This is a genomic window from Streptomyces sp. NPDC002446 (assembly GCF_053595675.1).
This window is the reverse complement of the sequence record NZ_JBSFYC010000050.1, coordinates 16,033-37,441: the sequence shown is the minus strand read 5'-3', so window position 1 is coordinate 37,441 and position 21,409 is coordinate 16,033. Positions and strand designations below refer to the sequence as shown.

Genomic DNA, 21,409 nt, shown 5'->3' with positions numbered 1-21,409 from the left:
CACGCCCGGCCGAGCCGCCGGACGGGCCTTTCAGGTCCCCGGGCCCCTCAGGCCTCCCAGGTCCGTCAGGCCTCCCGGCCTCTCAGCCCTCCCGCCCGTACCCGCTCAGCGCCTCCACTCCGCGCAGCAGCGCCGAATGGTCGAGCGCGCCGTCGCCGCGGGCCACTGCGGAGGCGATGAGCTGGGCCGCCACGGCGCCCACCGGCAGGGCCGCGCCGACGGTCCGGGCCGCGTCGGTGACGATGCCCATGTCCTTGTGGTGGAGCTCCAGCTTGAAGCCGGGGGTGAAGTCGCGGGCGAGGAGGCTGTCCTTCTTGCGGGCCAGGACCGTGGACCCGGCCAGGCCGCCGCCCAGGACCTCCAGGGCGGCCCGCAGATCGACGCCGGACTTCTCCAGGAAGACCACGGCCTCGGCGAGGGCCTGCAGATTCACGGCGACGATCAGCTGGTTGGCGGCCTTGACCGTCTGGCCCGCGCCGTGCGGTCCGCAGTGCACCACGGTCGCGCCGACCGCGTCGAAGACCGGCCGTGCGGCGTCGAAGTCCGCCCGCTCACCACCGACCATGATCGACAGCACGCCCTCGACGGCGCCCGCCTCACCGCCCGACACGGGGGCGTCCAGCACCCGGATGCCCTTGTCCGCGGCGGCCTTGGCCAGGTCGACGGAGGTCTGCGGGGTGATCGAGGAGTGATCGATGAGGAGGGTGCCCGCGCGGGCGTTGGCCAGGATGCCGTCGGGGCCGTACGCGACCGCTTCGACCTGCGCGGACGCCGGGACCATGGTGATCACGACATCGGCGTCGCGGACCGCCCCGGCGATCGTGTCCGCTTCCGTGCCGCCCGCCGCGACCAGCGCGTCCGCCCGCCCGGAGCTGCGGTTCCAGCCGATGACGCTGTGCCCGGCCTTGGCGAGGTTCACGGCCATGGGGCTGCCCATGATGCCGAGGCCGATGAAGGCGATGGTGGCCATAGGGGCGCCCCACTTCTTCTTTCGCTTAACGAAATCACGATGTCGCTATACGAAAGTCATGATGTGGGGCGCGGTCACCGACGTCAACGTCAGAGTTCGTCGATGGCGGTCAGGTCGATGTCGATGTCGAAGGGGGCGGAGAGCTTGAGCCGGTTGTGATGAACCCCGACGGAGCTGTAGAGGCGCGCATCCCTGTCGAGCTCGAAGGCATGGACGACCGGCCGCTCGTCCGGACCCGCCATCTCGACGCGCCAGAAGTACGGGATCCCCGCATTGGCGTACTTGTGCGGCTTGGTGTCCAGGTCCCGGGCCTCGGACTCCGGTGAGACCACCTCGACGGCGAGCATCACGTCCCTGACCTGGTAGTAGGTCTGATGCTGGTTGCGCACCGATGTGGCACGCACGACCAGCACGTCCGGTTCCGGGCCGTTGCGCTTGTCGATCACCACCGTCATCTCCCGCCGAACCCTCAGCTCGGGCGGCACGGTGCGGCGCAGGCCATTCACCAGCAAGTCGACCACGGTGCTGTGGAAATTCCGCTGCGGACTCACAAAAACCAGACTCCCGTCGATCAACTCCGTGTGCGGCGGGAGGTCGGGCAGCGTCAGCAGGTCGTCCACGGTGTAACCGTCCTGCGGCGGCACCGGCCAGTGGTGCGCGATCTCAGCGGTCATAAGTCCTCCCATGGACGGGATTCTGGGCCGTATCGACAGCGTACCGAGCGGGAACGACAACGCCGCCGCCCAAACGAATGAGCGACGGCGCTGTGTTTGACGCTAGGGGGAGATCACTCCCACTCGATCGTCCCCGGCGGCTTGCTGGTGACGTCCAGCACCACCCGGTTCACGTCGGCGACCTCGTTGGTGATGCGCGTGGAGATCTTCGCCAGGACCTCGTACGGCATACGGGTCCAGTCGGCGGTCATCGCGTCCTCGGAGGAGACCGGGCGCAGCACGATCGGGTGGCCGTAAGTGCGGCCGTCGCCCTGGACGCCGACCGAGCGGACGTCGGCGAGGAGCACGACCGGGCACTGCCAGATCTCGCGGTCCAGGCCGGCCGCGGTCAGCTCCTCGCGGGCGATGGCGTCGGCCTCGCGCAGCAGGTCGAGACGCTCGCGGGTGACCTCGCCGACGATGCGGATGCCGAGGCCGGGGCCCGGGAACGGCTGGCGGTGGACGATCTCGTCGGGCAGGCCGAGCTCCGCGCCGACCATCCGGACCTCGTCCTTGAACAGCTTGCGCAGCGGCTCGATGAGTTCGAACTCGAGGTCCTCGGGGAGGCCGCCCACGTTGTGGTGGGACTTGATGTTCGCGGTGCCCGTGCCGCCGCCGGACTCGACGACGTCCGGGTAGAGCGTGCCCTGCACCAGGAACCTGACCGGCTGGTCGTTCGGGGCCTCGGCGACGATCTCGGCCTCGGCCTGCTCGAAGACCCGGATGAACTCCCGGCCGATGATCTTCCGCTTCTCCTCGGGGTCCGAGACCCCGGCGAGGGCGGCCAGGAAGCGCTCCTGGGCGTCGACGACCTTCAGGTCGACACCGGTGGCCGCCACGAAGTCCTTCTCGACCTGCTCGGTCTCGCCCTTGCGCATCAGGCCGTGGTCGACGTACACGCAGGTCAGCTGCGAGCCGATGGCCTTCTGCACGAGGGCTGCGGCGACCGCGGAGTCCACGCCGCCGGACAGGCCGCAGATCGCGCGCTTGGTGCCGACCTGGGCGCGGATCGCCTCGACCTGCTCCTCGATGACGTTGCCGGTGGTCCAGGACGGCTGGATGCCGGCGCCGCGGTAGAGGAAGTGCTCCAGGACCTGCTGGCCGTATGTGGAGTGCATCACCTCGGGGTGGTGCTGCACGCCGTAGAGCTTCTTCTCGTCGTTCTCGAAGGCCGCGACGGGGACGACGTCGGTCGACGCGGTGACGGTGAAGCCCTCGGGGGCGGCGCTGCACGCGTCGCCGTGGGACATCCACACCGACTGCTCGGCGGGGGTGCCCTCGAAGAGCGTGGAGCCGGGCTTGGTGACGGTCAGCGGGGTACGGCCGTACTCACGGGCACCGGTGTTGTCGACGGTGCCGCCGAGGGTGGTGGCCATGAGCTGGAAGCCGTAGCACATGCCGAAGACCGGGACACCGGCCTCGAAGAGGGAGCGGTCGAGGGAGGGGGCGTCCTCGGCGTAGACCGAGGACGGGCCGCCGGAGAGGATGATCGCCGCGGGGTTCTTGGCGAGCATCTCGGCCACCGGCATGGTGGACGGCACGATCTCGCTGTAGACCCGGGCCTCACGGACGCGGCGGGCGATGAGCTGGGCGTACTGTGCGCCGAAGTCGACTACGAGGACGACGTCCGGGGCAGCGGCAGGGGGCGCTGATGGCACTTCGGCGGCCTTCCGGCGGTGTGGAGCAAGGGTTGGACTTTCGATTCTAACGGGCTCATACTGAGCGCCATGTCCAAGCAGCTGACCTTCGTCTTTACCTATGGCACCGGCCCGTCCGGCTGCCATGGTCGTGCTGCTTGATCCACTGACGAGCAAACTTCCCAGGCGCCCCGGACCGGCACAGGTCCGGGGCGTCTGCGTCTGCCAGGACCGTCTGCCGGCTCCGGGGCCGCACACCCCAGGAGATACGGACATGAGCACCGACACCGCCGCCACCGCCCCCTCCGCCGTCCCCGAGACCGGCGCGCGCACCCCCGAGGCGGCCGGGATCATCACCGGCGCCCGCCGCCGGATCGACGATCTCGACGGCCGGATCATCGGCCTCGTCCAGGAGCGGATGGCCGTCTCGGCCGTCATCCAGCGCGAGCGCATCGCCTCGGGCGGGCGGCGGGTGAACCTCTCCCGCGAGATGGAGATCCTCGCCCACTACCGCGACCAGCTCGGCAAGCCGGGCACGGCGCTGGCGATGACCCTGCTGGAGCTGTCCCGGGGCCAGATCTGAGACAGCGGGCGCGGCCCGGGCGCACCCGGTCCGAGTGGCTGGATTTGGTCGGTGTTGGGTCGGTTGTGCCGTACGGGCCGGGTACGGGCGGGGCGCCGGGTATGGGCAGGGCGCACGGCAAGGGAGCGCGCGCCCGGCGCAGCTGCCGGATCTGAGTTCGGTTGCCGACTCACCCGTACGGCGCGTGACCGGCCGCCGCGGGGCTTCGTTGTTCCCGGTGCCACGCCAGCCAGGCGCGGCCTGCAGGACTACGCGTAGACGCCGCCCCACGGGCGGAAGACCGGAGCGATGAGACACCGGCCGCTTGCCGCGGTCCGCGTCGTGGGACCTCGCTCCGGTGCCGTGGCCGGTCAGCAGGGGACAGCAGCCCGGTCACATCCGATGGGGTGGTCGGTCCTGGGGACGCCCGGGACCGACCGCATCCGGTCGAAACGGTTGCGCCAGGTGAGGCGCATCCAGGACGATGCTTGACGAACGACCTACCGCTCCCGGTAAGGAAGGACCTTGGCGCCGCCATTGGTCCGACCACCGAGGGCGCGCACCATCGAGCACCACCCATGAGCCAGCGGCGCTACCCCCCCCCCAGCGCCGCCCGTCGGTGCCGGCGCTGCCCTGACGCCGGCACCGAAAGCCAAGGGCCCCGTGGCCGTCCGCACCCCCCTCGCGGACGGTATCCGGGGCCCTTCGCTATGGAGGGGCGCAAGGGGGGCGCACATCCGTCGCTCCTGATCGGGCTGTGCATCGGCTGTGGTTGCGCCGTGCGGCAGCTGTGCGGCAGCTGCGAGGTGTGTGACCGGCGTCACGGCGAGATTTCCCTGCCGTTGAACAACCTTTTTCAGCCATGGCCGGTCATGTACGTGCAATCGCACGGCCACACCGCGCCCCACCGCGACGGCCCGCTACCAACGTGTGCCCCTCAAGGGCACTTTGGACCCCGAGAGGTCTTCTCGATGAAGCTTCGCCGTGCCTTGACGGCTGCCGCCACGACGGCCGTCATAGCCCCCGCCGCCCTGCTGGCGGCACCTGCCGCGTTCGCGACCGGCACCGACACCGACACCAGCGTGAGCGCCGAGCCGACGCCGGGCACCCCGGAGTCGGACCAGACGGACGACACCGCCACGCAGCCGGAGACCCCGGCCGCCGGCGAGGAGACCACGCCGGCCGAGGACACCGAGCCCGGCGACGGCACCGAGCCCGGCCAGGAGACCGGCACCGGTGACGAGGTCGAGCCGTCCGCCCCGGCGAGCCCGAGCGGCGACGCCGAGCCCAGCGACTCCCCCAAGCCGTCCACCTCGGCCAAGCCCACCGCCAAGCCGACCCAGAAGCCGGACGACGAGCCGACCTGCGCCTCGCAGTCGGACGAGATGGCGATCAGCACCGAGCTGCGCGGCCTGCCCAGCAAGGTCGTGGCCGGCTCCGGCTGGAAGAACTTCACCTTCCGCGCCACCAACACGTCCGACAAGGCGATGAAGTCGGTCGACGCGTACGTCGCGCTGGCCGGTATCAGCAACGACGACTTCGACGACGTCTCCGGGCTGCTGACGGTGCAGTGGTACGACGAGGACGCCCGCTCCTGGGAGTCCATCACCGACGAGGACGGCTACTTCGCCTCCGTCGACGGTCTGGAGCCGGGTGAGTACGCCGACGCCAAGCTGCGTCTGAAGGTCGACGCCAAGACGCCGGGCAGCTACGGCTTCGCGTTCACCATCGGCGCGTACCACAACCAGGACGACGTCTGCGGCTTCTCGGACGTCGCGCAGTACGACTTCGACATCCTGGTCGCGGGCAGCAAGCCGGGCAGCGTGCCGCCGGCCAAGAGCAAGCCGGGCAAGGTCAAGGGCAACAAGGCCGCCCCGCAGGGTGAGCTGAAGCAGATCCCGGTCACCGGCAAGCTCGCCGAGACCGGTTCCTCCTCGGCGCTGCCGACCATCGCCATGGTCGGCGGGGTCGCCATGGTCGTGGGCGCGGGCGCGATCTTCGTCGTCCGCCGCCGCAAGACGGCCGGCGCCGCCGCGTAACGTGTGGCAGGCGAGGGGCCGCACCCGGCGTGCCGGGTGCGGCCCCTCGTGCGCGCGCTAGGTGCGGGACTTCCTGGGGGGAACGGCCGGGACGGGCACGAACGGCAGCTTCAGCGCGCCGAAGGCCCCGGCCGGGACGGCGGGGCGCACCGGCTCGACCGGCGCCAGCCGCCGGTAGGCCTCGCCCGGCGCGGGCCGCGGGTCCGGCTCGCCCTTGTTGGGCCACAGCGACATCGCGCGCTCGGCCTGCGCGGTGATGGTCAGCGACGGATTGACGCCGAGGTTGGCGGAGACCGCGGCGCCGTCGACGACCGAGATGCCCGGATGGCCGTAGAGGCGGTGGTAGGGGTCGATGACGCCGGTGCCGGCCGAGTCGCCGATGGGGCAGCCGCCGAGGAAGTGCGCGGTGAGCGGGGTGCCCACCAGCTCCCCGATGTTGGAGCCCGCGAAGCCGTTGATCTCCTCGGCCAGCAGCGTCGCCGCCCGGGTGGCCTCGGGGATCTGGTTCGGGTTCGGGGCCCCGTGGCCCTGGCGGGCGGTGAGCAGGCCCTTGCCGGGGCCCTTCGGCTTGCGGTACGTCGTCAGGGAGTTGTCGAGGGACTGCATCACCAGACCGATGATGGTCCGCTCCGACCAGCGGCGGTTGGACAGGGAGCGCACCGCGAGGAGCGGGTGGCGGGCCAGGTTGCCCAGCCAGGCAGCGACCCGTCCGGCGGGGCGGTAGGGGACCTGAAGGACCGTCAGGCTGCCCATGGAGTTGGAGCCCTTGCCGTAGCGGACCGGCTCGATGTGGGTGTTCTCGTCGGGGTGGATCGACGAGGTGATCGCCACGCCCCTGGTGAAGTCGGCCTTCGCCCCGCCGTGCCGCCTGCGGTAGCGGCGGTTGTCGGTCTGCGCGCCCACCAGCGCCTCGGAGTTGGTGCGGGTGAGGGCGCCGAGCCGGCCGGAGAGGTACGGGAGCAGCCCGCTGTCCTTCATGCGGTGCAGCAGGGTCTGGGTGCCGTATGTGCCGGCCGCGAGGACGACCCGGCGGGCCGTGAACGTGCGGCCCGCGCCCTTCTTCTTGTTGTCCGTCGGCAGGGTCTTGACGGCGAAGCCGCCGCGGGAGTCCTCGGTGAGCGCGACGACCGAGGTCATCGGGTGGATGACGGCCCCGGCGCGCTCGGCGAGGTGGAGGTAGTTCTCGTTGAGGGTGTTCTTCGCGCCGTGGCGGCAGCCCGTCATGCACTCGCCGCACTCGGTGCACGCCCTGCGGGAGGGGCCCGCGCCGCCGAAGTAGGGGTCGGCGACCTCGCCTCCGGGCTCGGTCCTCGCCCCGCCGTCGGCATCGTCGCCGTCGCCGAAGAACACCCCGACCGGCGCCATGTGGAAGGAGTCGCCGACGCCCATCGCCTCGGCGGTCGCCTTGAGATGGACGTCGGACGGCGTCATCGTCGGGTTGAGCCGCACTCCCAGCATCCGCCGGGCCTGGTCGTAGTACGGCTTCAGCTCCGCCTGCCAGTCGGTGATGTCCTTCCACTGCGGGTCGTCGAAGAACGGCTTCGGCGGCACGTAGAGGGTGTTGGCGTAGTTGAGCGAACCGCCGCCGACCCCGGCGCCGGCCAGGACCATCACCTTGCCCAGGAGGTGGATGCGCTGGATGCCGTAGAGGCCGAGCGCCGGGGCCCACAGGTAGTTCTTCAGGTCCCAGGAGTTCTTGGGGAGCGTCTCGCGGGTGAAGCGGCGCCCGGCCTCCAGGACGCCGACGCGGTAGCCCTTCTCGGTCAGCCGCAGGGCCGAGACGGAACCGCCGAAGCCGGAGCCGACCACGAGCACGTCGTAGTCGTAGCCGTCGGACGCCGGGTCCTGGTGGTGGGCGGAGTTCTCCTGGGGCACTGGCTCTCCCTGCTGGTCGCTGGGGTACCTCCCGCTCGGGAGGAGCCGGGAGCGGGGGGAGGGTGGCTGGGCCGCCGCGGGCCGTTCACCTCAGCCGCAGCGCCTTCATCGCGCGCAGGCTGCTGGTCATGAACCGGGCGTACTTCTCATCGGTCATCCCGAAGGACGGCGCGAGCGGCATCAGCCGCTGGTGGGCGACGGTCTGCGCCTCGGTGTACTTGAGGATGCCCTCGGCGCCGTGCCGGCGGCCCAGGCCCGAGTCGCCCATACCGCCCATCGGCGACTGCACGCTGCCGTAGCCGGCGGCGTAGGACTCGTTGACGTTGACCGTGCCGGTGCGCAGCCGGGCGGCGATCGCGCGGCCGCGCCGGCCGTCCCTGGTCCAGACGCTGGAATTGAGGCCGTACGGCGTGGCGTTGGCCAGCGCCACCGCCTCGTCCTCGTCGCTGAAGCGGTAGACGGAGACGACCGGGCCGAAGGTCTCCTCGCCGCAGACGGCCATCGGGGCCTCGACGCCGTCCAGGATGGTGGGCTCGTGGAAGTACGGGCCGATGTCCGGGCGGGGCCTGCCGCCCGCGACGACCCTGGCGCCCTTGGCGACGGCCTCCTCGACATGGCGGGTGACGGTCTCCAGCTGGCGCTCGCCGACCAGCGAGCCCATGTCGGCGCCGTACGCGAGGGAGTTGCCCAGCCGCATCGCCTTCGTACGGGCCGCGAAGCGCTCCAGGAAGTCGTCGGCGACGGACTCGTGGACGTACAGCCGCTCGATGGAGATGCACAGCTGGCCGGCGGAGGAGAAGCAGCCGCGGACGGCGCCGGCGGCGGCCTTGTCCACGTCGGCGTCGCGCAGCACCAGCATGGCGTTCTTGCCGCCGAGTTCGAGGGAGACGCCGACCAGGCGGGCGGCGGCGCCCTGGGCGACCTCGCGGCCGGTGCGGGTGGAGCCGGTGAAGGAGACGTAGTCGGCGTGCGCGACGACGGCGGGGCCGACGACCGGGCCCTCGCCGATCACGACCTGCCAGACGTCCTCCGGCAGCCCGGCCTCGATGAGCTGCTCGCGGGCCCACAGGGCGGTCAGCGCGGTCTCCGTGTCGGGCTTCATCACGACGGCGTTGCCCGCGGCGAAGGCCGGCAGGGCGTCGCCCACGGACAGCTCGAAGGGGTAGTTCCAGGGGGCTATCTGCCCGACGACGCCGCGGGGCTGGCGGAGTTCGGTGACCTTGGTGAGGGTCGGTACGACACCGGTGTGGCCCTTGGGGCGGAGGTAGGCGGGGCCGCGGCGGCCGTAGTGGCGGGCGGCGACGGCGACCGCCTGCAGCTCCTCGTGGGCGTGCAGCCGGGCCTTGCCGGTCTCCAGCTGGATCAGGTCGAGCACCTCGGCCTGGCGGCGCAGCACCAGGTCGTGGAAGCGCAGCAGGACCGCGGCGCGCTGCTTGAGGGGGACCTTGGCCCAGCGCTTCTGGGCGGCGCGGGCGCGCTCGAAGGCGGTGGCGACGTCCTCGGGGGTGGACTGCGGCAGGTCGGCCAGCTTGTCACCGGTGAACGGGGTGTGGTTGGCGGTGCGTCCGCTGCCCACCACGCCGCGGGTCAGCCGTGCGGCGACCTCGGGGGTGACCACCTCCGCGGCGGTGCGGACGCCCGCCGGGGCGGGCGCGACCGGGTTGCCGCCCTCGGGGGCCTTGGCAAGGGCGGAGCTGGGGGCGCCGCCCGCTCGGGCGGAGCCGGGAGCGGGGGAGGTTCCGGTGTCCTGCGAGTCCGTCATGTCGGCGAGGGTATTCCTCCCCGGACGCTTTGTGTACCCGGCAGTAATAGGTTTTCGCACGGCACGCACCATCGCGCCAGTGTCCGCTGGCCGCAAGGGCTCTGGTCTGGGACGACCGCGAGTGCCGGCGCCCCGCCGGACGCTGCGGCCGCCGCCCCGTCCGGCGTTACGCCCCGGTCAGCTGGAACGCGTCGATCGCGGTGTCGAAGTGCCGTTTGGCCTCCGTGCGCGAGGCGACCGGCGAGGAGATCCAGACGTCGATCATCTTCCCGCCCTCGTCCCAGCTGAGGTCGTAGGTGTACCGCGAGCCGCCGTCCTGGGTGCTGCCGTCCCAGACGAACTCCCACAGCCCGGCCTGCAGTCCGTTGTGGGTGGTCTCGGTGACCTGTCCCTCGCGGTAGCCGCGGTAGTTGGCGGGGCCCCGCGCGTCGGCCGTGCGCATCGCGCCGATCGGCCCCTGCGGCACCGGCTGCTGCAGCTGGACGCCGATCCGGAACCGCTTGCCCTGGGAGTAGTAGTAGACCCGGTCGTTCTCGTAGGAGCGGGTGAAGCCCTCCGGTACGGCGAGGGCGAAGCCGACCGGGTCGCGGACCAGGCTGTATCCGGCCGGGATCCGTTCGGTGCTGCCCGGGGAGGGGGCGGAGGTGACCGGGACGGTGGGGGCCGGGGTGCCGGGTCTCTTCGTGGGGCCGTCGTGCGAGGCCTGCTGGGAGTGGCCGGGGCGGCCGCTCTTGTCCTTGGTGCCGTCGGTGCCGTCCTGGTTCATCAGCAGGGCCGTGACGCCGGCGCCGGCGCCGCCGATCACCACCACCGCGAGCGCGGTCAGCAGCACGGTGCGGGTGCGGCCGGTGTGCGGGCGGGCGGCGGCGGCCAGCGCCCGCTCGTCGAGCGCGTCGCGGAGCGGCAGGCCCGGGGCCCGGCCGCCGCTGCGGCCGGCGGGCGGGTCGGCGGCGGGACCGGCGGGCGCGCGACCGGGGCCGGGGCCGGGGCCGGGCGACGGGAGCGGCGGTGTGCCGGGGGCCGCGAGGTCCTCGGCGGGCGGGTGTTCGCCGCGCAGACCGCCGCCGGGGCCGTCGGACGCGGGGGCGTGCGGTGGCGGGCCGGGCGGTCGTCCCGGGCCGCCCGCCGCGGCCCCGGCGGCGGGCCCCGCGGCCCCGGCGGCGCGAAGGGGGCCGAACCCGCCGTGCCCGCCCGCCCCGCGCTCGGGGGCGCGGCCCGACTGCAGATAGCCGCGCAGCAGCTGCTCCGTCTCGCTCACGCCCAGCCGCCGCTCGGGATCGCGCTCCAGCAGGCCGCCGACGACGGCGTCCAACGGGCGGGCGGATTCGGGGAGTTCGATCTCGTCGTACACGACGGCGTGCAGCACACCGCCCAGCGAGTCGCGGTGGAAGGGCGATTCACCGCTGAGCGCGGCGCACAGCAGCACCCCCAGGGACCACAGGTCGGCCTCCGGGCCGGCGCTGCGCCCGGCCATTCGCTCCGGCGCGGTGTACTCGGGCGAGCCGACGAAGCCGCCCGCGTCGGTCAGCGTCGTGACGCCGGGGACCTGGGCGATGCCGAAGTCGGTGAGCACGACCCGGCCGCTGCCCGACTCCATCAGGACGTTGGCGGGCTTGATGTCGCGGTGCAGCACCCCGCGGGTGTGGGCGGCGCGCAGCGCGCCGAGCAGCGCCACGGCGATCCTGGCCGCCTCGCGCGGTGCGACCGGTCCCCCGCTGTGCAGCCGGTCGGCCAGCGACGGGCCCTCCACCAGCTCCATCACGATCCAGGGCCGGCCGTCCTGCTCGACGACGTCATGGACGACGATCACATTGGGGTGCTTGATCTGGGCGACGGTCCGCGCCTCGCGCATCGCCCGCTCGCGCTGCACCCGCGACTCGGGCCCGGCCATCTCGTCCAAGTGCAGCTCTTTGACGGCGACTTGGCGTCCCAGCAGTTCGTCGGTGGCCCGCCAGACCGTACCCATGCCACCGCGGCCCAGCCGTATTCCCAGGCGGTACCGGCCACCGATCAGTCGGCCCTCGCCCCCGAAGATCCCCATGGCTCCATCTTGCCGCACCGGCGCCCGCGCAACGGGGGCGGCACCCCACGGAGCGGCCGCGACACCGCTGACCTGGAACGCTGTGGCCCACCGCCCCGCACAGGCCGCCGCGGCACGAGGACGGCCGCCGCGACAGGGGCTCCCCGCGGCCGCGGGATAAGGGCGCACAAGGCCCGCCATACGGCCCAAGAGGCCGTGTTCCGGGCGGAGATGGCCACCCCATGCACCCTGACCGCGCCGGGTGTGCTGAACACACGATTCGTCCCGCACGACACACGGGGTGGAACCTCCACCGGCTCTCCGGCCGTCCTTGACACAGTGAGGCAGCCGTACGGGACGAGCCGGTGCGGCGGCTGCGACAGGCGGAGCGGGGGTCGGTCATGGTGATGCAGGACGGCGGAACGGTGGACGTCCGGCCGGGCACCGACCCCGGGCGGGCCGCCGCCGAGCACAGCGGCGCCTACCTCACGACCGCACTGTGCCTGGCGCTGTACGCCGGCACGCTGATCGCCTGGACCGTCTACGGCATCGCCCAGGGGGACGGCAGCGTCTGGGACTTCCTGGAAGGGCTGTTCAACCCGGGCGCCTCCCCCGCCTCCCAGGCGCTCGGCCCGTACGAATGGTCCTTCACCGCCGTCTTCCTGGTGACCGCGGGGCTGGCGCTGGCGCAGCGGCGGGTGGCGCGCTCCGCCGCGCTGCTGTCGGCCGCGCTGCTGCTCGCCGTCTCCCTCCGGGAGGGCGTGGGCCTGTTCGACGGCGCCTACCGCGACCAGTACGGCAACGACCCGCTGGGCGGCTGGACGCTGGCCACCCGCGGTCTGGGGCTGGTGGTGGCGCTGGTCGTGCTGGCGGTGATGGTGCCGGCCGGGGACGGGCGGCCGAGCGGGTGCCGCACCGCCGGGGAGGCGTCCTGGCGCCGCTCCTCGCGTATCTGCGGTGTCCTCTTCGTGCTGATGGGCCTGGCCCGGCTCGGCTGGACCGTACAGGGGCTGACGGGCAGCGGGACGGATGTGGCGCACTTTCTGCGCGGCGTGGTCGACGGCTCCCTGCTGGGCACGCTCGACCTGGCGGCGTCGACCGAGTTCACCACCATCGGCTCGGTGCTCACGCTGCTGGTCCTGGGCGTGCTGGCCTTCCGGGGGCGGCACGAGGTCCGGGGCGCGCTGCTGGTGTTCGCGGCGGTCGAGCTGTATCTGACGGTGCGGACCGTGGTCTGGCTGGCCGTGACCGACTTCTTCAACCGGTCCTTCGAGACGGCCGAGGGCGCGCTGTCCATGGTGACGACGGCCTATGCGCTGTCGGCGATGACGTCGGTGGTCCTGCTGGCGACCGGCCGCGGCTTCGGGGCGTACGGCGGGATGCGGGCCGAGGGGCTGCGTACGGTGCGCACGGGGCGTTCCTGAGGCCGTCCGAGGGCTGCCTGGCCGGTTCGCCGGCGGTGCGGGGGAGATCCCCCTCCGAACCGCCCCCGCACGCCAACAGCGGCCGCCGCGTGTGGGGGTCGCGACGGCCGCCGATGTGAACTGCAACGCGTTCTGGGCTTGTGGCCTCTTCAGTGGTGCAGCATGTGGACCACTCTGCCCGTGGGGGGCTCCCCGTGGCATCCTCCCGAGGTCGCGGGATCACCCCCGCCGCTCGGCGGGGGTGTGGGTCCCTCGCAGGGCGGGCCCGGGCGACAGGGGTACGGAGTCGCGCAGCGCCGGGCGGTTCCGGGGGGCTCGGATGGGTGCGAAGGAGAAAGGGGCGGCCGGTGATCCGTGTCGCTGTGGTGGACGACGAGCGGCTGGTCAGGTCCGGGCTGCGGATGATCCTGGGGACCGCCCCGGACATCGAGATGGTCGCGGACTGCGGTGGCGCCGAGGCCGTGGAGACCGTGCTGCGCTGTGCGGCCGAGGTCGTACTGCTCGACATCCGGATGCCGGATGTGGACGGGCTGACCGTACTGCGCGGGCTGCGCGCCGCCCCGGATCCGCCGGCCGTGGCGATGCTGACCACCTTCGACGCCCAGGAGTACCTGACCGCGGCGCTGCGCGAGGGCGCCGCCGGCTTCCTGCTCAAGGACTCCGATCCGGAGCAACTGGTGCGGGCCGTACGGACGCTGGCGGCGGGCGGCAGCGTGCTGGACCCCGGGGTGACGCGGGCGGTGATCGGCGGCTATCTGACCGCCGAGGACCAGGCCGCCGCGGCACGGGCGGTCAGCGGGCTGACGCCGCGGGAGTCGCAGGTGCTCGCCCTGCTCGGCGAGGGACTGGGCAACGCCCAGATAGCCGACCGGATGGGGCTGGCCCCCAGCACGGTCAAGGACCATGTGCGCGCCCTGCTGGGCAAATTGGGCGGTATCAACCGGATCCAGGCGGCGATCGTCGCCGACCGCGCGGGCCTGGTGACCGGCGCTCCGCGGGGGGCGTGGTGACGGCGGGCGGCGGGCGGGTGCCCGCCCGGAGGACGGCGGCCCGGCGGGCGCCGGCGCGGGGGGCGTGGCGGCGGCGGCTTCGCCGGATCGCTCCGGTGGTGGTGCCGGTGCTGCTGGCGATCGCCGACGCGGTGCTGGTCAACGGCGTGGAAATGGCCCTGGAGCTGGGGGTGTCGGTGGTCGCCGCGGCGGTCCTGCTGCTGCGCCACCGCTTCCCGCTGCCGGTCTTCCTGATGACCCTGCCCGGCCTGTACATCGGCTACATCTGGTTCGCGCCGATGATCGCGCTCTACACGCTGTCCGCCCGGCGGCCCGGCCGGGCGCGGCTGGGGATCTGCGCGGTGCTGCTGATCGCCGCGCACTTCTTCCCGTACCCCCTCTCCGACTTCGAGGTCACCGCGTACCGCGAGAACACCCTGGTGCTGATCGACGCCTGCGTCACCTCGGCGACACCGATCGCGCTGGGCCTGCTGGTGCGCACCCGCCGGGAGCTCGCCTCCCGCGTCGAGGACCTCACCCGCAGCCTGCGCCGCGAGGACCGGCTGCTCGCGGACCGGGTCAAGACCACCGAACGGGCCCGGCTGGCCCGGGAGATGCACGATGTGGTGGCCCACCAGGTCAGCCTGATCAGCCTGCAGGCCGGGGCGGTGCAGGTCAGTACGCAGGACGAGGCGGCGCGCACGGGGGCCAGGACGATCCGGGAGCTGTCCGTACGGACGCTGGAGGAGCTGCGGCACATGGTCGGGGTGCTGCGGGCGGACGGCGGCGACGCGGCCGAGGCGCAGGGTCTGGCGCCCCAGCCCGATCTGGAGGAGCTGCCGCGGCTGATCGAGATGAGCGCGCTGGATGTGACGTACGAGGGCGGTGTGGTGGCCGGTGCGAGCGGCGCCAAGACGGTGGAGCGGGCCGCGTTCCGTACCGTCCAGGAGGCACTCACCAACGTCCGCAAGCATGCGCCGGGGGCGCGGGTGCGGGTGCGGGTCGATCCCGTGGCGGCGGTCCGCGGGGAGGAGACGGGCGCTTCCGGCGCGGCGGACGGGGCGGACGGGGCGGACGGGGCGAGCGGGCCGGACGGGGCGAGCGGGGCATCTGCGGGCCGTACGGCTGCGGGGCTGCGGGTGGAGATCCGCAACGGGCCGCCGGACGCGACGGCGACGGCCCCCTCGCTTCCCGGGGGCGGCCATGGCCTGGTGGGGCTGCGCGAGCGCGCGCAGAGCCTCGGCGGGACGCTGGTGGCGCGCCCCACTTCGGACGGTGGCTTCGTCGTACGGGCGGAATTCCCGTACGGATCTGGGTGAATCAGGCGAAAGCGGGCGGCGTGGCGGCCGGGGGCGCGTCCCGGTCGCGTCAGGCGGAGAGCGGTGCGGCGGCCTCGTCGACGGCGGTGTGCAGGTCCGGGTAGACCTCGAAGAGCCGGCGGACGCCGAGCGCGGCGAGCACGCGGTTGACGTGCGAGCCGTCGACGGCGCCCTGCGCGGGCAGGATCAGCCGCAGCCGCCCCTGGCAGGAGCGCATCAGCCGGCGGGCGGCGATCAGCACGCCGACGCCGCTGGAGTCGCAGAACCGGACCTCGGAGAGATCGAGCACCAGCGATCTCCGGCCCTCCGCCACCGCATCGTGCACATGCTGGCGCACCGCAGGCGACGTGACCAGGTCCATCTCTCCGGAGACCTGGAGTACGGCCCAAGGGCCCTGTGCGTCCTCTGCCACCTTCAACGACACGCGCTCGAAGCCTTTCGCTCGCTTTCGGACCGGATGTGCCCGGTTGCAGCCGGAACTCATCCTTCCCCGGCTCGACTGCCCGGCCCTGATGCCCTGAAACACTGGCGAATCCTTGGCGCATCCGTGACGCAACAGGCCGTTCCCGCCCCAGGCTATGCCCCCCAGGCAGCGGCGTTTCGCCCGCACCCGGTCACACACGGATAACAGATCGCCTCATACGAACGTGAACGGTCCGCAACGAGCGGCCTCAGGCCCCTTTCCGCCAACAGCACACCGGGCAGCGGCCGTCAGGCCAATACCACCCGCGTCCCCCTCAGGGCTCGGTTTGCCGCAAATGAGCATCCCTTGTCGGACGCTCGCATTACATTCGATGGCACGGCGGATTCTGTGATCGTGCCCACAGAACTGGGCATGAGGTGTGCAGGAGTGACAGCTGAGGTGTGAGCCCGCCGGCGACGGGCAGGGATGGGGTTCCGATGGCACACGACGCGCCACCGCGGTGGGACAGGCGGATGCAGCAGCGGCTCGCCCGCGGCGAGGCGGCCGCGCTCGGTGAGCTCTACGACCGCTTCGCCTCGCTCGTGCACAGCCTCGCCTACCGCGTCCTGGACGACGAGGACGCCGCCGACCGCATCACCCGCGAGGTCTTCGGCTACATCTGGGAACACCCGGACTCCTACGACCCCAAGCAGGGCCCGCTGCGCTCCTGGGTCGCCGGCATCACCCGCCATCAGGCCGTCCAGCGGCTGCGCCAGACCGAGGCCGCCTCGGCGCGCGACTGCGGCGAGGACGCCCCCGCGCCGGCCGAGATAGAGCAGAAGATCCGCGAGGCCTCCACGGCGGCGCGCGCCGACTACATCGTCACGTCCATGCCCGCGCCCCTGCGGGCCGCCCTGGAGCTGGCGTACTTCCAGCGCCGCGACTACCGCCAGACCGCCGCCGACCTCGGTGTCACCGAGGACGAGGCCCGCCGCCGGCTGCGCCTCGGCCTGCAGCTGCTGTCCACCGCCCACAACCCCCAGGTCCTGCCGCCCGCCCACCGCACCACCTACGCGTCGAGCACCGTACGCGCCACCCCCGCGGCGCCCCGCCTGCCGCAGCCGCACGCCCGGCACACCGCCCCCGGCTCCTCCGCCCCGCCCGGTCCGGGCCACGGACGGGCACTGTGAACGGCCCCGACGAGTGGGACGGCCGCGAGCGGCCCACCGGCCCCGGTGAACGGCCGCGGATACCGTCACCGCGCCCCGCCGCCGAGGACCACGGCCCGCTCCCGGACCCGCCTCCCGCCCCCGCCGGCGATCCGGCGGGCGATCCGGGCCCGGTCGCCATCCCGCACCAAGACGCCCCGCGCGCGGACACCCCGCGCGAACCGGAAGCCGAGCCCGTGACCGACGCCGCCACCGCACCCGCCCCGCTCCCCGCCCCCGCGCCCGCACCGCCGCACCGGGTCCTCAAGTCGCTGCTGGGCGCCTGGGCGCTGTCGGCCTGCTCCGCCGAGGAGACGGCCGCCGTGGAGGCGCATCTGACCGACTGCGCCTCCTGCGCGGACGAGGCGCTGCGGCTGCGCGACGCCGTCGGACTGCTGCACCCCGCCGACAGCCTCGACCTGGACCCGCTGCTGCGCTCCCGCGTGCTGGAGGGCTGCCTGGGCCGCCGGCCGGCCCGCATCCCGGTACCGGAGTGGGCGGCTCCCTATGACGCGGAGACCGCCAAACTGGACGCGCTGCTGCGCGACATGGGCGAGGCGGAGTGGCGCGCCCCGGTGCGGCTGCGCTGGTTCGAGGGCGAGCGCCCGGTCGAGCGGGAGACCACCGTCGCCGGTGTCATGGGGCATCTGCTGGCGGTGGACGGCCTGGTCGCGACGGCCCTCGGACTGCCCGACCCGCTCGGCACGGCGGCGCCGCCGGGCACCCCGAACCCCCTCATCCGTACGGAGACGTTCTGGCGGGCGGCCGACGAGGAGCTGAGCCCGCTGGCCGTCCACGCGCCGTGGCGCGACCAGAGCTACTCGCTGATCAAACAGGTGTCGTTCGCCGGCGGCAAGGTCGCCGAACTCTCCGTACCGTACGGCGACTTCCGGCTGGCGCTGCGCGATGCGTTCCTCGACCGCGCCTTCGAGTGCTGGGTGCACGCCGGGGACATCGCGGAGGCGGTGGACTACCCCTACGAGGCGCCGGCCGCCGGGCATCTGCACCGCATGGTCGACCTCGCCGCCCGGCTGCTGCCCAGCGCACTGGCCGACCGCCGCCGGGCCGGGCTCGCGGCGCCGCCGCAGCGGCTGGTCGAGGCCGGCGCCCCGGGCCGTACGCTCCATCTGGAGGTCGAGGGCAACGGCGGCGGCCACTGGTACATAGCGCTGGACTCACCGGCCGCCCTCGGCACACCGGATCACACCGTCGCGCATATCGCGCTGGACAGCGCCGAGTTCTGCCAGCTGGCCGCGGGCCACATCTCCCCCGAGGAGGCCGCCGCGGGCCAGCACGGCGAACGCGACGCGATCCGCGACGTGCTCTTCGCGACCGCGTCACTGTCCCGCCTGTAGACGCTGTCCGGCCGGTAGGCGCGCGCCAGTAGGGGGCGTTCGAACACTTCCCGTAGGGGGTCCGAGCGCCCCCTCGGGGCCACAACGTGAGGGGTGCGGAGGGTATTCCGCGGCGGTGGGGTGACGCGGCGGTGGGGGGCCGCGGCGGCGGGAGGACGCGGTGGTGGGGGACGCGGTGGTGGGAGGCCGCGGTCAGGCGAAGACGACCGTCCGGCTGCCGTTGAGCAGCACGCGGCGCTCGCTGTGCCACTTCACGGCCCGTGCCAGCGCCTGGCACTCGACGTCCCGGCCGATCGCCACGAGCTGGTCCGGCGTGACCTCATGGCCGACGCGCTCGACCTCCTGCTCGATGATCGGGCCCTCGTCGAGGTCCGCGGTGACGTAGTGCGCGGTGGCGCCGATGAGCTTCACACCACGGGCGTGCGCCTGGTGGTAGGGCTTGGCGCCCTTGAAGCTCGGCAGGAAGGAGTGGTGGATGTTGATGATCCGGCCGGACAGCGCCTTGCACAGGTCGTCGGAGAGCACCTGCATGTAGCGGGCGAGGACCACCAGCTCGACCTCCTCCGCCGCCACCAGCTCCAGCAGCTGCGCCTCGGCCTCGGCCTTGGTGTCGCGGGTGACCGGAATGTGGTGGAAGGGGATGTCGTACGAGCCGGCCAGCTCGGCGAAGTCCGTGTGGTTGGAGACCACGGCCGCGATCTCGATCGGCAGCGCGCCGATCCGCGAGCGGAAGAGCAGGTCGTTGAGGCAGTGCCCGAACTTGGACACCATCAGGATGACGCGCATCTTCTCGTCGGCCCGGTGGATCTGCCAGTCCATGCCGAAGGAGTCGCCCACCGCCGCGAAGCTGGCCCGCAGCTTGTCCACGCTCACCGACGCGTCCGCGCTGAAGTGGACCCGCATGAAGAACAGTCCGGTGTCGTGGTCGCCGAACTGCTGGCTGTCCTCGATGTTGCAGCCGGTGATGAAGAGGTAGCTGGACACGGCGTGCACGATGCCCTGCTTGTCCGGGCAGGACAGCGTGAGGACGTACTGATCGTTCTGGCCGTTCCGGTCGTGCTGGCCGGACTGGGTGGGCTGCGACTCGCTCATGACCTCATAGGGTCGCACACCCGCGGGGCGGCTCAGGCCGGGGCGTCCGCCTGGCCGGTCATGATGGCCAGGACCTCCAGCGAGCGGGGCGCGGCATCGGGGTCCTCGCCGTCCGCCGACGCCAGCCGCACATGGGCCTCGCGGGCCGCCCGTACGGCCTCCGGCCAGCCCTGGTGCGCCATGTACGCGGCGACCGGGGCGTCCGCGCCGACCTGGTGCATGATCCGCAGCACCCGCAGCACGGCGGCATCGACCAGCTGGGCTTCCTGGGCGTCGCGGAAGATCGTGCCGACGTACTTGTCCGCGGACCAGTTGTCCAGCCAGGTGTCCTCGACGAGCCGGTAGACGGCGTCGGTGACGTCCCCGTACCCGGGCACGCCGGCCAGCCAGGTCTCGTGGTGGAACGCGGGGTCGGAGAGCATGTGCAGCGCGGAGCGCACATTGCTGCGCCAGCGCCACCACGGCATGTCATTGAGTGGCATGCCGCCCATGGTGGTCGAGCGGCGGCCGCGACGGGAAGACTTCTCCGAACCTTGCACAGTATTCGATCGTACGTTCTTCGTCGATGATCTCCAGCAGGCCCCCGGAGTTCACCTCTGCGTCACCATCCGTTACCCGTTCGTCACTCGCACGTTCCGGCCAGGACGGAAGGCTGCGGTGCCATGACCGGACGGCGACGCCCCTCCCCCCGCCCTTTTGCTCATGCTCCCTCGGTCGCGATCGCTTCGGTGGTGGCATGTACGGCGGTCATCGCGTCGCTGCTCTCCGGCTGCGGCTCCCTCCCCGGGTCGGGGGATTCCGGGGAGAAGGAGCCGCTCACGGTGATGACCTGGGCTCCCCAGGACACCAAGGCGACCAATATGCCGGGAATGCCGGCCATGGCGCAGGCCTACGCCCGCTGGGTCAACTCCCGCGGCGGCATCAGGGGACACCATCTGCGGGTGCTGACCTGCAACGAGCGCAACGACTCGGTGGCCGCCGCGCAGTGCGCCCAACGGGCGGTGAGCCGGGGCGCGGTCGCCGTCGTCGGTTCCTACAGCCAGTTCGGCCGCCAGTTCATGTCGCCCCTGGAGGTCAAGGGGATCCCGTTCATCGGCGGATACGGCGCCTCCGACGAGGAGTTCGAGAGCCCGCTGTCCTACCCCGTCAACGGCGGCCAGGCCTCCCTGCTCGCCGGGAACGGCCGCCAGCTGGCGGGCGACTGCACACGCGTGGCGCTGGTCCGCCCCGACACCATCCAGGGCGACCAGATGCCCTCCCTGCTCAACTCCGGCCTGCAGAGCGGCAGTCGCCGGCCCGCCAAGGACGTCAAGGCTCCCGAGGACGGCACCGACTACTCGCGGGAGGTGACCCGCGCCCTGGAGGAGGTGGGCGCCGACCCGGCCGTCTACGGAAAGGCGGAAGCCGGCGGCAAGGCGCCCGGTGCCTGTGTGGCCGCCGCGCTCGGCGACCACACGGACGCGTTCTTCGACTCGTTCCGGCGCCTCCAGGAGGACAGCCCCAAGGTGCGGGTCGCCTCCGTGCTCGGCAGCGTCGGCCAGTCGCTGCTGAACCGTACGGGCGGCACGGCCGGGCCGCTGGAGGGCGCCGACATCACCGGCTGGTACCCGGTCGCCGACGACCCGCGCTGGAAGCCGATGCGCAAGGTCATCACCGACTTCGCCTTCGGCGACAACCGCATCGACCCGGCCGACCAGGGCGTCCAGACGACCTGGATCGCCTACACCGTGCTGCGCGACCTGATCGAGCAGCTCGACGACCAGGGCGTCGAGGACATCACCGCGCGCGAACTGCAGACCGCGCTGGACCGTGGCGACCGCGCCGTCGACACCGGCGGGCTGACTCCGAAGCTGCGCTGGCGCGACGACGACATGCTCGCCGTCCAGGACTTCCCGCGCATCGTCAACGGAATGGTGACGTACCAGGTCGTACGGAACGGCGAACTGGTCGCCGACCGGGACGGCTTCGTGAACGTCACCAAGACGCTGGAGAGGCGCCAGACGGACGGCTGAGCGGGCAGACGGACCGCGCCGGGGCGCCC

General features: G+C 72.7%; 16 protein-coding genes and 1 pseudogene. 8 read left to right on the top strand and 9 right to left on the bottom strand.

Annotated elements, in window-relative coordinates; genetic code table 11:
• Nucleotides 1-82: 82 nt before the first annotated feature.
• From ACWD6P_RS25325 to guaA, 3 genes are all read right to left on the bottom strand, one after another.
• Nucleotides 83-970 (bottom strand): 2-hydroxy-3-oxopropionate reductase, encoded by an 888-nt coding sequence (locus ACWD6P_RS25325; RefSeq protein WP_451446459.1) that lies wholly within the window; start codon nucleotides 968-970, stop codon nucleotides 83-85.
• Between the two features lie 89 nt (nucleotides 971-1,059).
• Nucleotides 1,060-1,644, bottom strand: coding sequence for a Uma2 family endonuclease (locus ACWD6P_RS25320; protein WP_451446458.1), 585 nt, complete (start codon nucleotides 1,642-1,644; stop codon nucleotides 1,060-1,062).
• Between the two features lie 113 nt (nucleotides 1,645-1,757).
• On the bottom strand, nucleotides 1,758-3,341 hold the full coding sequence (gene guaA / locus ACWD6P_RS25315; RefSeq protein WP_451446457.1) for a glutamine-hydrolyzing GMP synthase: 1,584 nt from the start codon (nucleotides 3,339-3,341) through the stop codon (nucleotides 1,758-1,760).
• 253 nt (nucleotides 3,342-3,594) lie between these two features.
• Here guaA and ACWD6P_RS25310 point away from each other — a divergent pair, with 253 nt between their 5' ends.
• Both ACWD6P_RS25310 and ACWD6P_RS25305 read left to right on the top strand, forming a co-directional pair.
• The gene (locus ACWD6P_RS25310) at nucleotides 3,595-3,903 is read left to right on the top strand and encodes a chorismate mutase (protein WP_451446456.1); all 309 of its coding nucleotides are present in this window, start codon (nucleotides 3,595-3,597) and stop codon (nucleotides 3,901-3,903) included.
• A gap of 950 nt (nucleotides 3,904-4,853) precedes the next feature.
• Nucleotides 4,854-5,921, top strand: a complete 1,068-nt coding sequence (locus ACWD6P_RS25305; RefSeq protein ID WP_451446455.1) for an LAETG motif-containing sortase-dependent surface protein — start codon at nucleotides 4,854-4,856, stop codon at nucleotides 5,919-5,921.
• A gap of 57 nt (nucleotides 5,922-5,978) precedes the next feature.
• Here ACWD6P_RS25305 and ACWD6P_RS25300 read toward each other — a convergent pair whose 3' ends face one another.
• The 3 genes from ACWD6P_RS25300 to ACWD6P_RS25290 all read right to left on the bottom strand — a co-directional run bounded on the left by ACWD6P_RS25300 (nucleotide 5,979) and on the right by ACWD6P_RS25290 (nucleotide 11,599).
• Nucleotides 5,979-7,796 carry a GMC oxidoreductase gene (locus ACWD6P_RS25300; RefSeq protein ID WP_451446454.1) on the bottom strand — a complete coding sequence of 606 codons (1,818 nt, stop codon included), beginning with the start codon at nucleotides 7,794-7,796 and terminating at the stop codon, nucleotides 5,979-5,981.
• A gap of 85 nt (nucleotides 7,797-7,881) precedes the next feature.
• A complete protein-coding gene (locus tag ACWD6P_RS25295; RefSeq protein ID WP_451446453.1) occupies nucleotides 7,882-9,558 on the bottom strand; it encodes a succinic semialdehyde dehydrogenase in 1,677 nt (558 codons plus the stop codon).
• A 166-nt stretch (nucleotides 9,559-9,724) separates the two neighbouring features.
• Nucleotides 9,725-11,599 carry a serine/threonine-protein kinase gene (locus ACWD6P_RS25290; protein WP_451446452.1) on the bottom strand — a complete coding sequence of 625 codons (1,875 nt, stop codon included), beginning with the start codon at nucleotides 11,597-11,599 and terminating at the stop codon, nucleotides 9,725-9,727.
• 380 nt (nucleotides 11,600-11,979) lie between these two features.
• Between ACWD6P_RS25290 and ACWD6P_RS25285 the strand changes: the two genes are divergently transcribed.
• From ACWD6P_RS25285 to ACWD6P_RS25275, 3 genes are all read left to right on the top strand, one after another.
• Entirely contained in the window at nucleotides 11,980-13,002 is a 1,023-nt protein-coding gene (locus ACWD6P_RS25285; protein ID WP_451446451.1) for a hypothetical protein, read from the top strand.
• Nucleotides 13,003-13,349: 347 nt separating this feature from the next.
• Complete coding sequence (locus ACWD6P_RS25280) at nucleotides 13,350-14,012, top strand: response regulator (protein WP_451446450.1); 663 nt, start codon at nucleotides 13,350-13,352, stop codon at nucleotides 14,010-14,012.
• A 95-nt stretch (nucleotides 14,013-14,107) separates the two neighbouring features.
• Nucleotides 14,108-15,310 (top strand): sensor histidine kinase, encoded by a 1,203-nt coding sequence (locus ACWD6P_RS25275; protein ID WP_451446449.1) that lies wholly within the window; start codon nucleotides 14,108-14,110, stop codon nucleotides 15,308-15,310.
• 49 nt (nucleotides 15,311-15,359) lie between these two features.
• Here ACWD6P_RS25275 and ACWD6P_RS25270 read toward each other — a convergent pair whose 3' ends face one another.
• Nucleotides 15,360-15,734 carry an STAS domain-containing protein gene (locus tag ACWD6P_RS25270; RefSeq protein ID WP_384425161.1) on the bottom strand — a complete coding sequence of 125 codons (375 nt, stop codon included), beginning with the start codon at nucleotides 15,732-15,734 and terminating at the stop codon, nucleotides 15,360-15,362.
• A gap of 476 nt (nucleotides 15,735-16,210) precedes the next feature.
• Here ACWD6P_RS25270 and ACWD6P_RS25265 point away from each other — a divergent pair.
• A pseudogene (locus ACWD6P_RS25265) lies at nucleotides 16,211-16,750 on the top strand (sigma-70 family RNA polymerase sigma factor); the annotation flags it as partial.
• A gap of 149 nt (nucleotides 16,751-16,899) precedes the next feature.
• Entirely contained in the window at nucleotides 16,900-18,276 is a 1,377-nt protein-coding gene (locus tag ACWD6P_RS25260) for a zf-HC2 domain-containing protein (protein WP_451446448.1), read from the top strand.
• A 192-nt stretch (nucleotides 18,277-18,468) separates the two neighbouring features.
• On the opposite strand, the gene purU is transcribed toward ACWD6P_RS25260, so the two are convergent.
• Both purU and ACWD6P_RS25250 read right to left on the bottom strand, forming a co-directional pair.
• Nucleotides 18,469-19,368, bottom strand: a complete 900-nt coding sequence (gene purU, locus ACWD6P_RS25255; RefSeq protein WP_451446447.1) for a formyltetrahydrofolate deformylase — start codon at nucleotides 19,366-19,368, stop codon at nucleotides 18,469-18,471.
• A gap of 32 nt (nucleotides 19,369-19,400) precedes the next feature.
• On the bottom strand, nucleotides 19,401-19,859 hold the full coding sequence (locus ACWD6P_RS25250; RefSeq protein ID WP_451446446.1) for an SCO4402 family protein: 459 nt from the start codon (nucleotides 19,857-19,859) through the stop codon (nucleotides 19,401-19,403).
• Nucleotides 19,860-20,030: 171 nt separating this feature from the next.
• Between ACWD6P_RS25250 and ACWD6P_RS25245 the strand changes: the two genes are divergently transcribed.
• Nucleotides 20,031-21,380: an ABC transporter substrate-binding protein gene (locus ACWD6P_RS25245; RefSeq protein WP_451446445.1), complete on the top strand. Its 1,350-nt coding sequence runs from the start codon at nucleotides 20,031-20,033 to the stop codon at nucleotides 21,378-21,380.
• The last annotated feature ends 29 nt before the right edge of the window (nucleotides 21,381-21,409 follow it).

Bases quoted from the DNA above. Each gene is read 5' to 3' on its own strand.
- ACWD6P_RS25325 (WP_451446459.1), bottom strand. From the start codon at position 970: ATGGCCACCATCGCCTTCATCGGCCTCGGCATCATGGGCAGCCCCATG.
- ACWD6P_RS25320 (WP_451446458.1), bottom strand. From the start codon at position 1,644: ATGACCGCTGAGATCGCGCACCACTGGCCGGTGCCGCCGCAGGACGGT.
- ACWD6P_RS25310 (WP_451446456.1), top strand. From the start codon at position 3,595: ATGAGCACCGACACCGCCGCCACCGCCCCCTCCGCCGTCCCCGAGACC.
- ACWD6P_RS25305 (WP_451446455.1), top strand. From the start codon at position 4,854: ATGAAGCTTCGCCGTGCCTTGACGGCTGCCGCCACGACGGCCGTCATA.
- ACWD6P_RS25295 (WP_451446453.1), bottom strand. From the start codon at position 9,558: ATGACGGACTCGCAGGACACCGGAACCTCCCCCGCTCCCGGCTCCGCC.
- ACWD6P_RS25290 (WP_451446452.1), bottom strand. From the start codon at position 11,599: ATGGGGATCTTCGGGGGCGAGGGCCGACTGATCGGTGGCCGGTACCGC.
- ACWD6P_RS25285 (WP_451446451.1), top strand. From the start codon at position 11,980: ATGGTGATGCAGGACGGCGGAACGGTGGACGTCCGGCCGGGCACCGAC.
- purU (WP_451446447.1), bottom strand. From the start codon at position 19,368: ATGAGCGAGTCGCAGCCCACCCAGTCCGGCCAGCACGACCGGAACGGC.
- ACWD6P_RS25250 (WP_451446446.1), bottom strand. From the start codon at position 19,859: ATGGGCGGCATGCCACTCAATGACATGCCGTGGTGGCGCTGGCGCAGC.
- ACWD6P_RS25245 (WP_451446445.1), top strand. From the start codon at position 20,031: ATGACCGGACGGCGACGCCCCTCCCCCCGCCCTTTTGCTCATGCTCCC.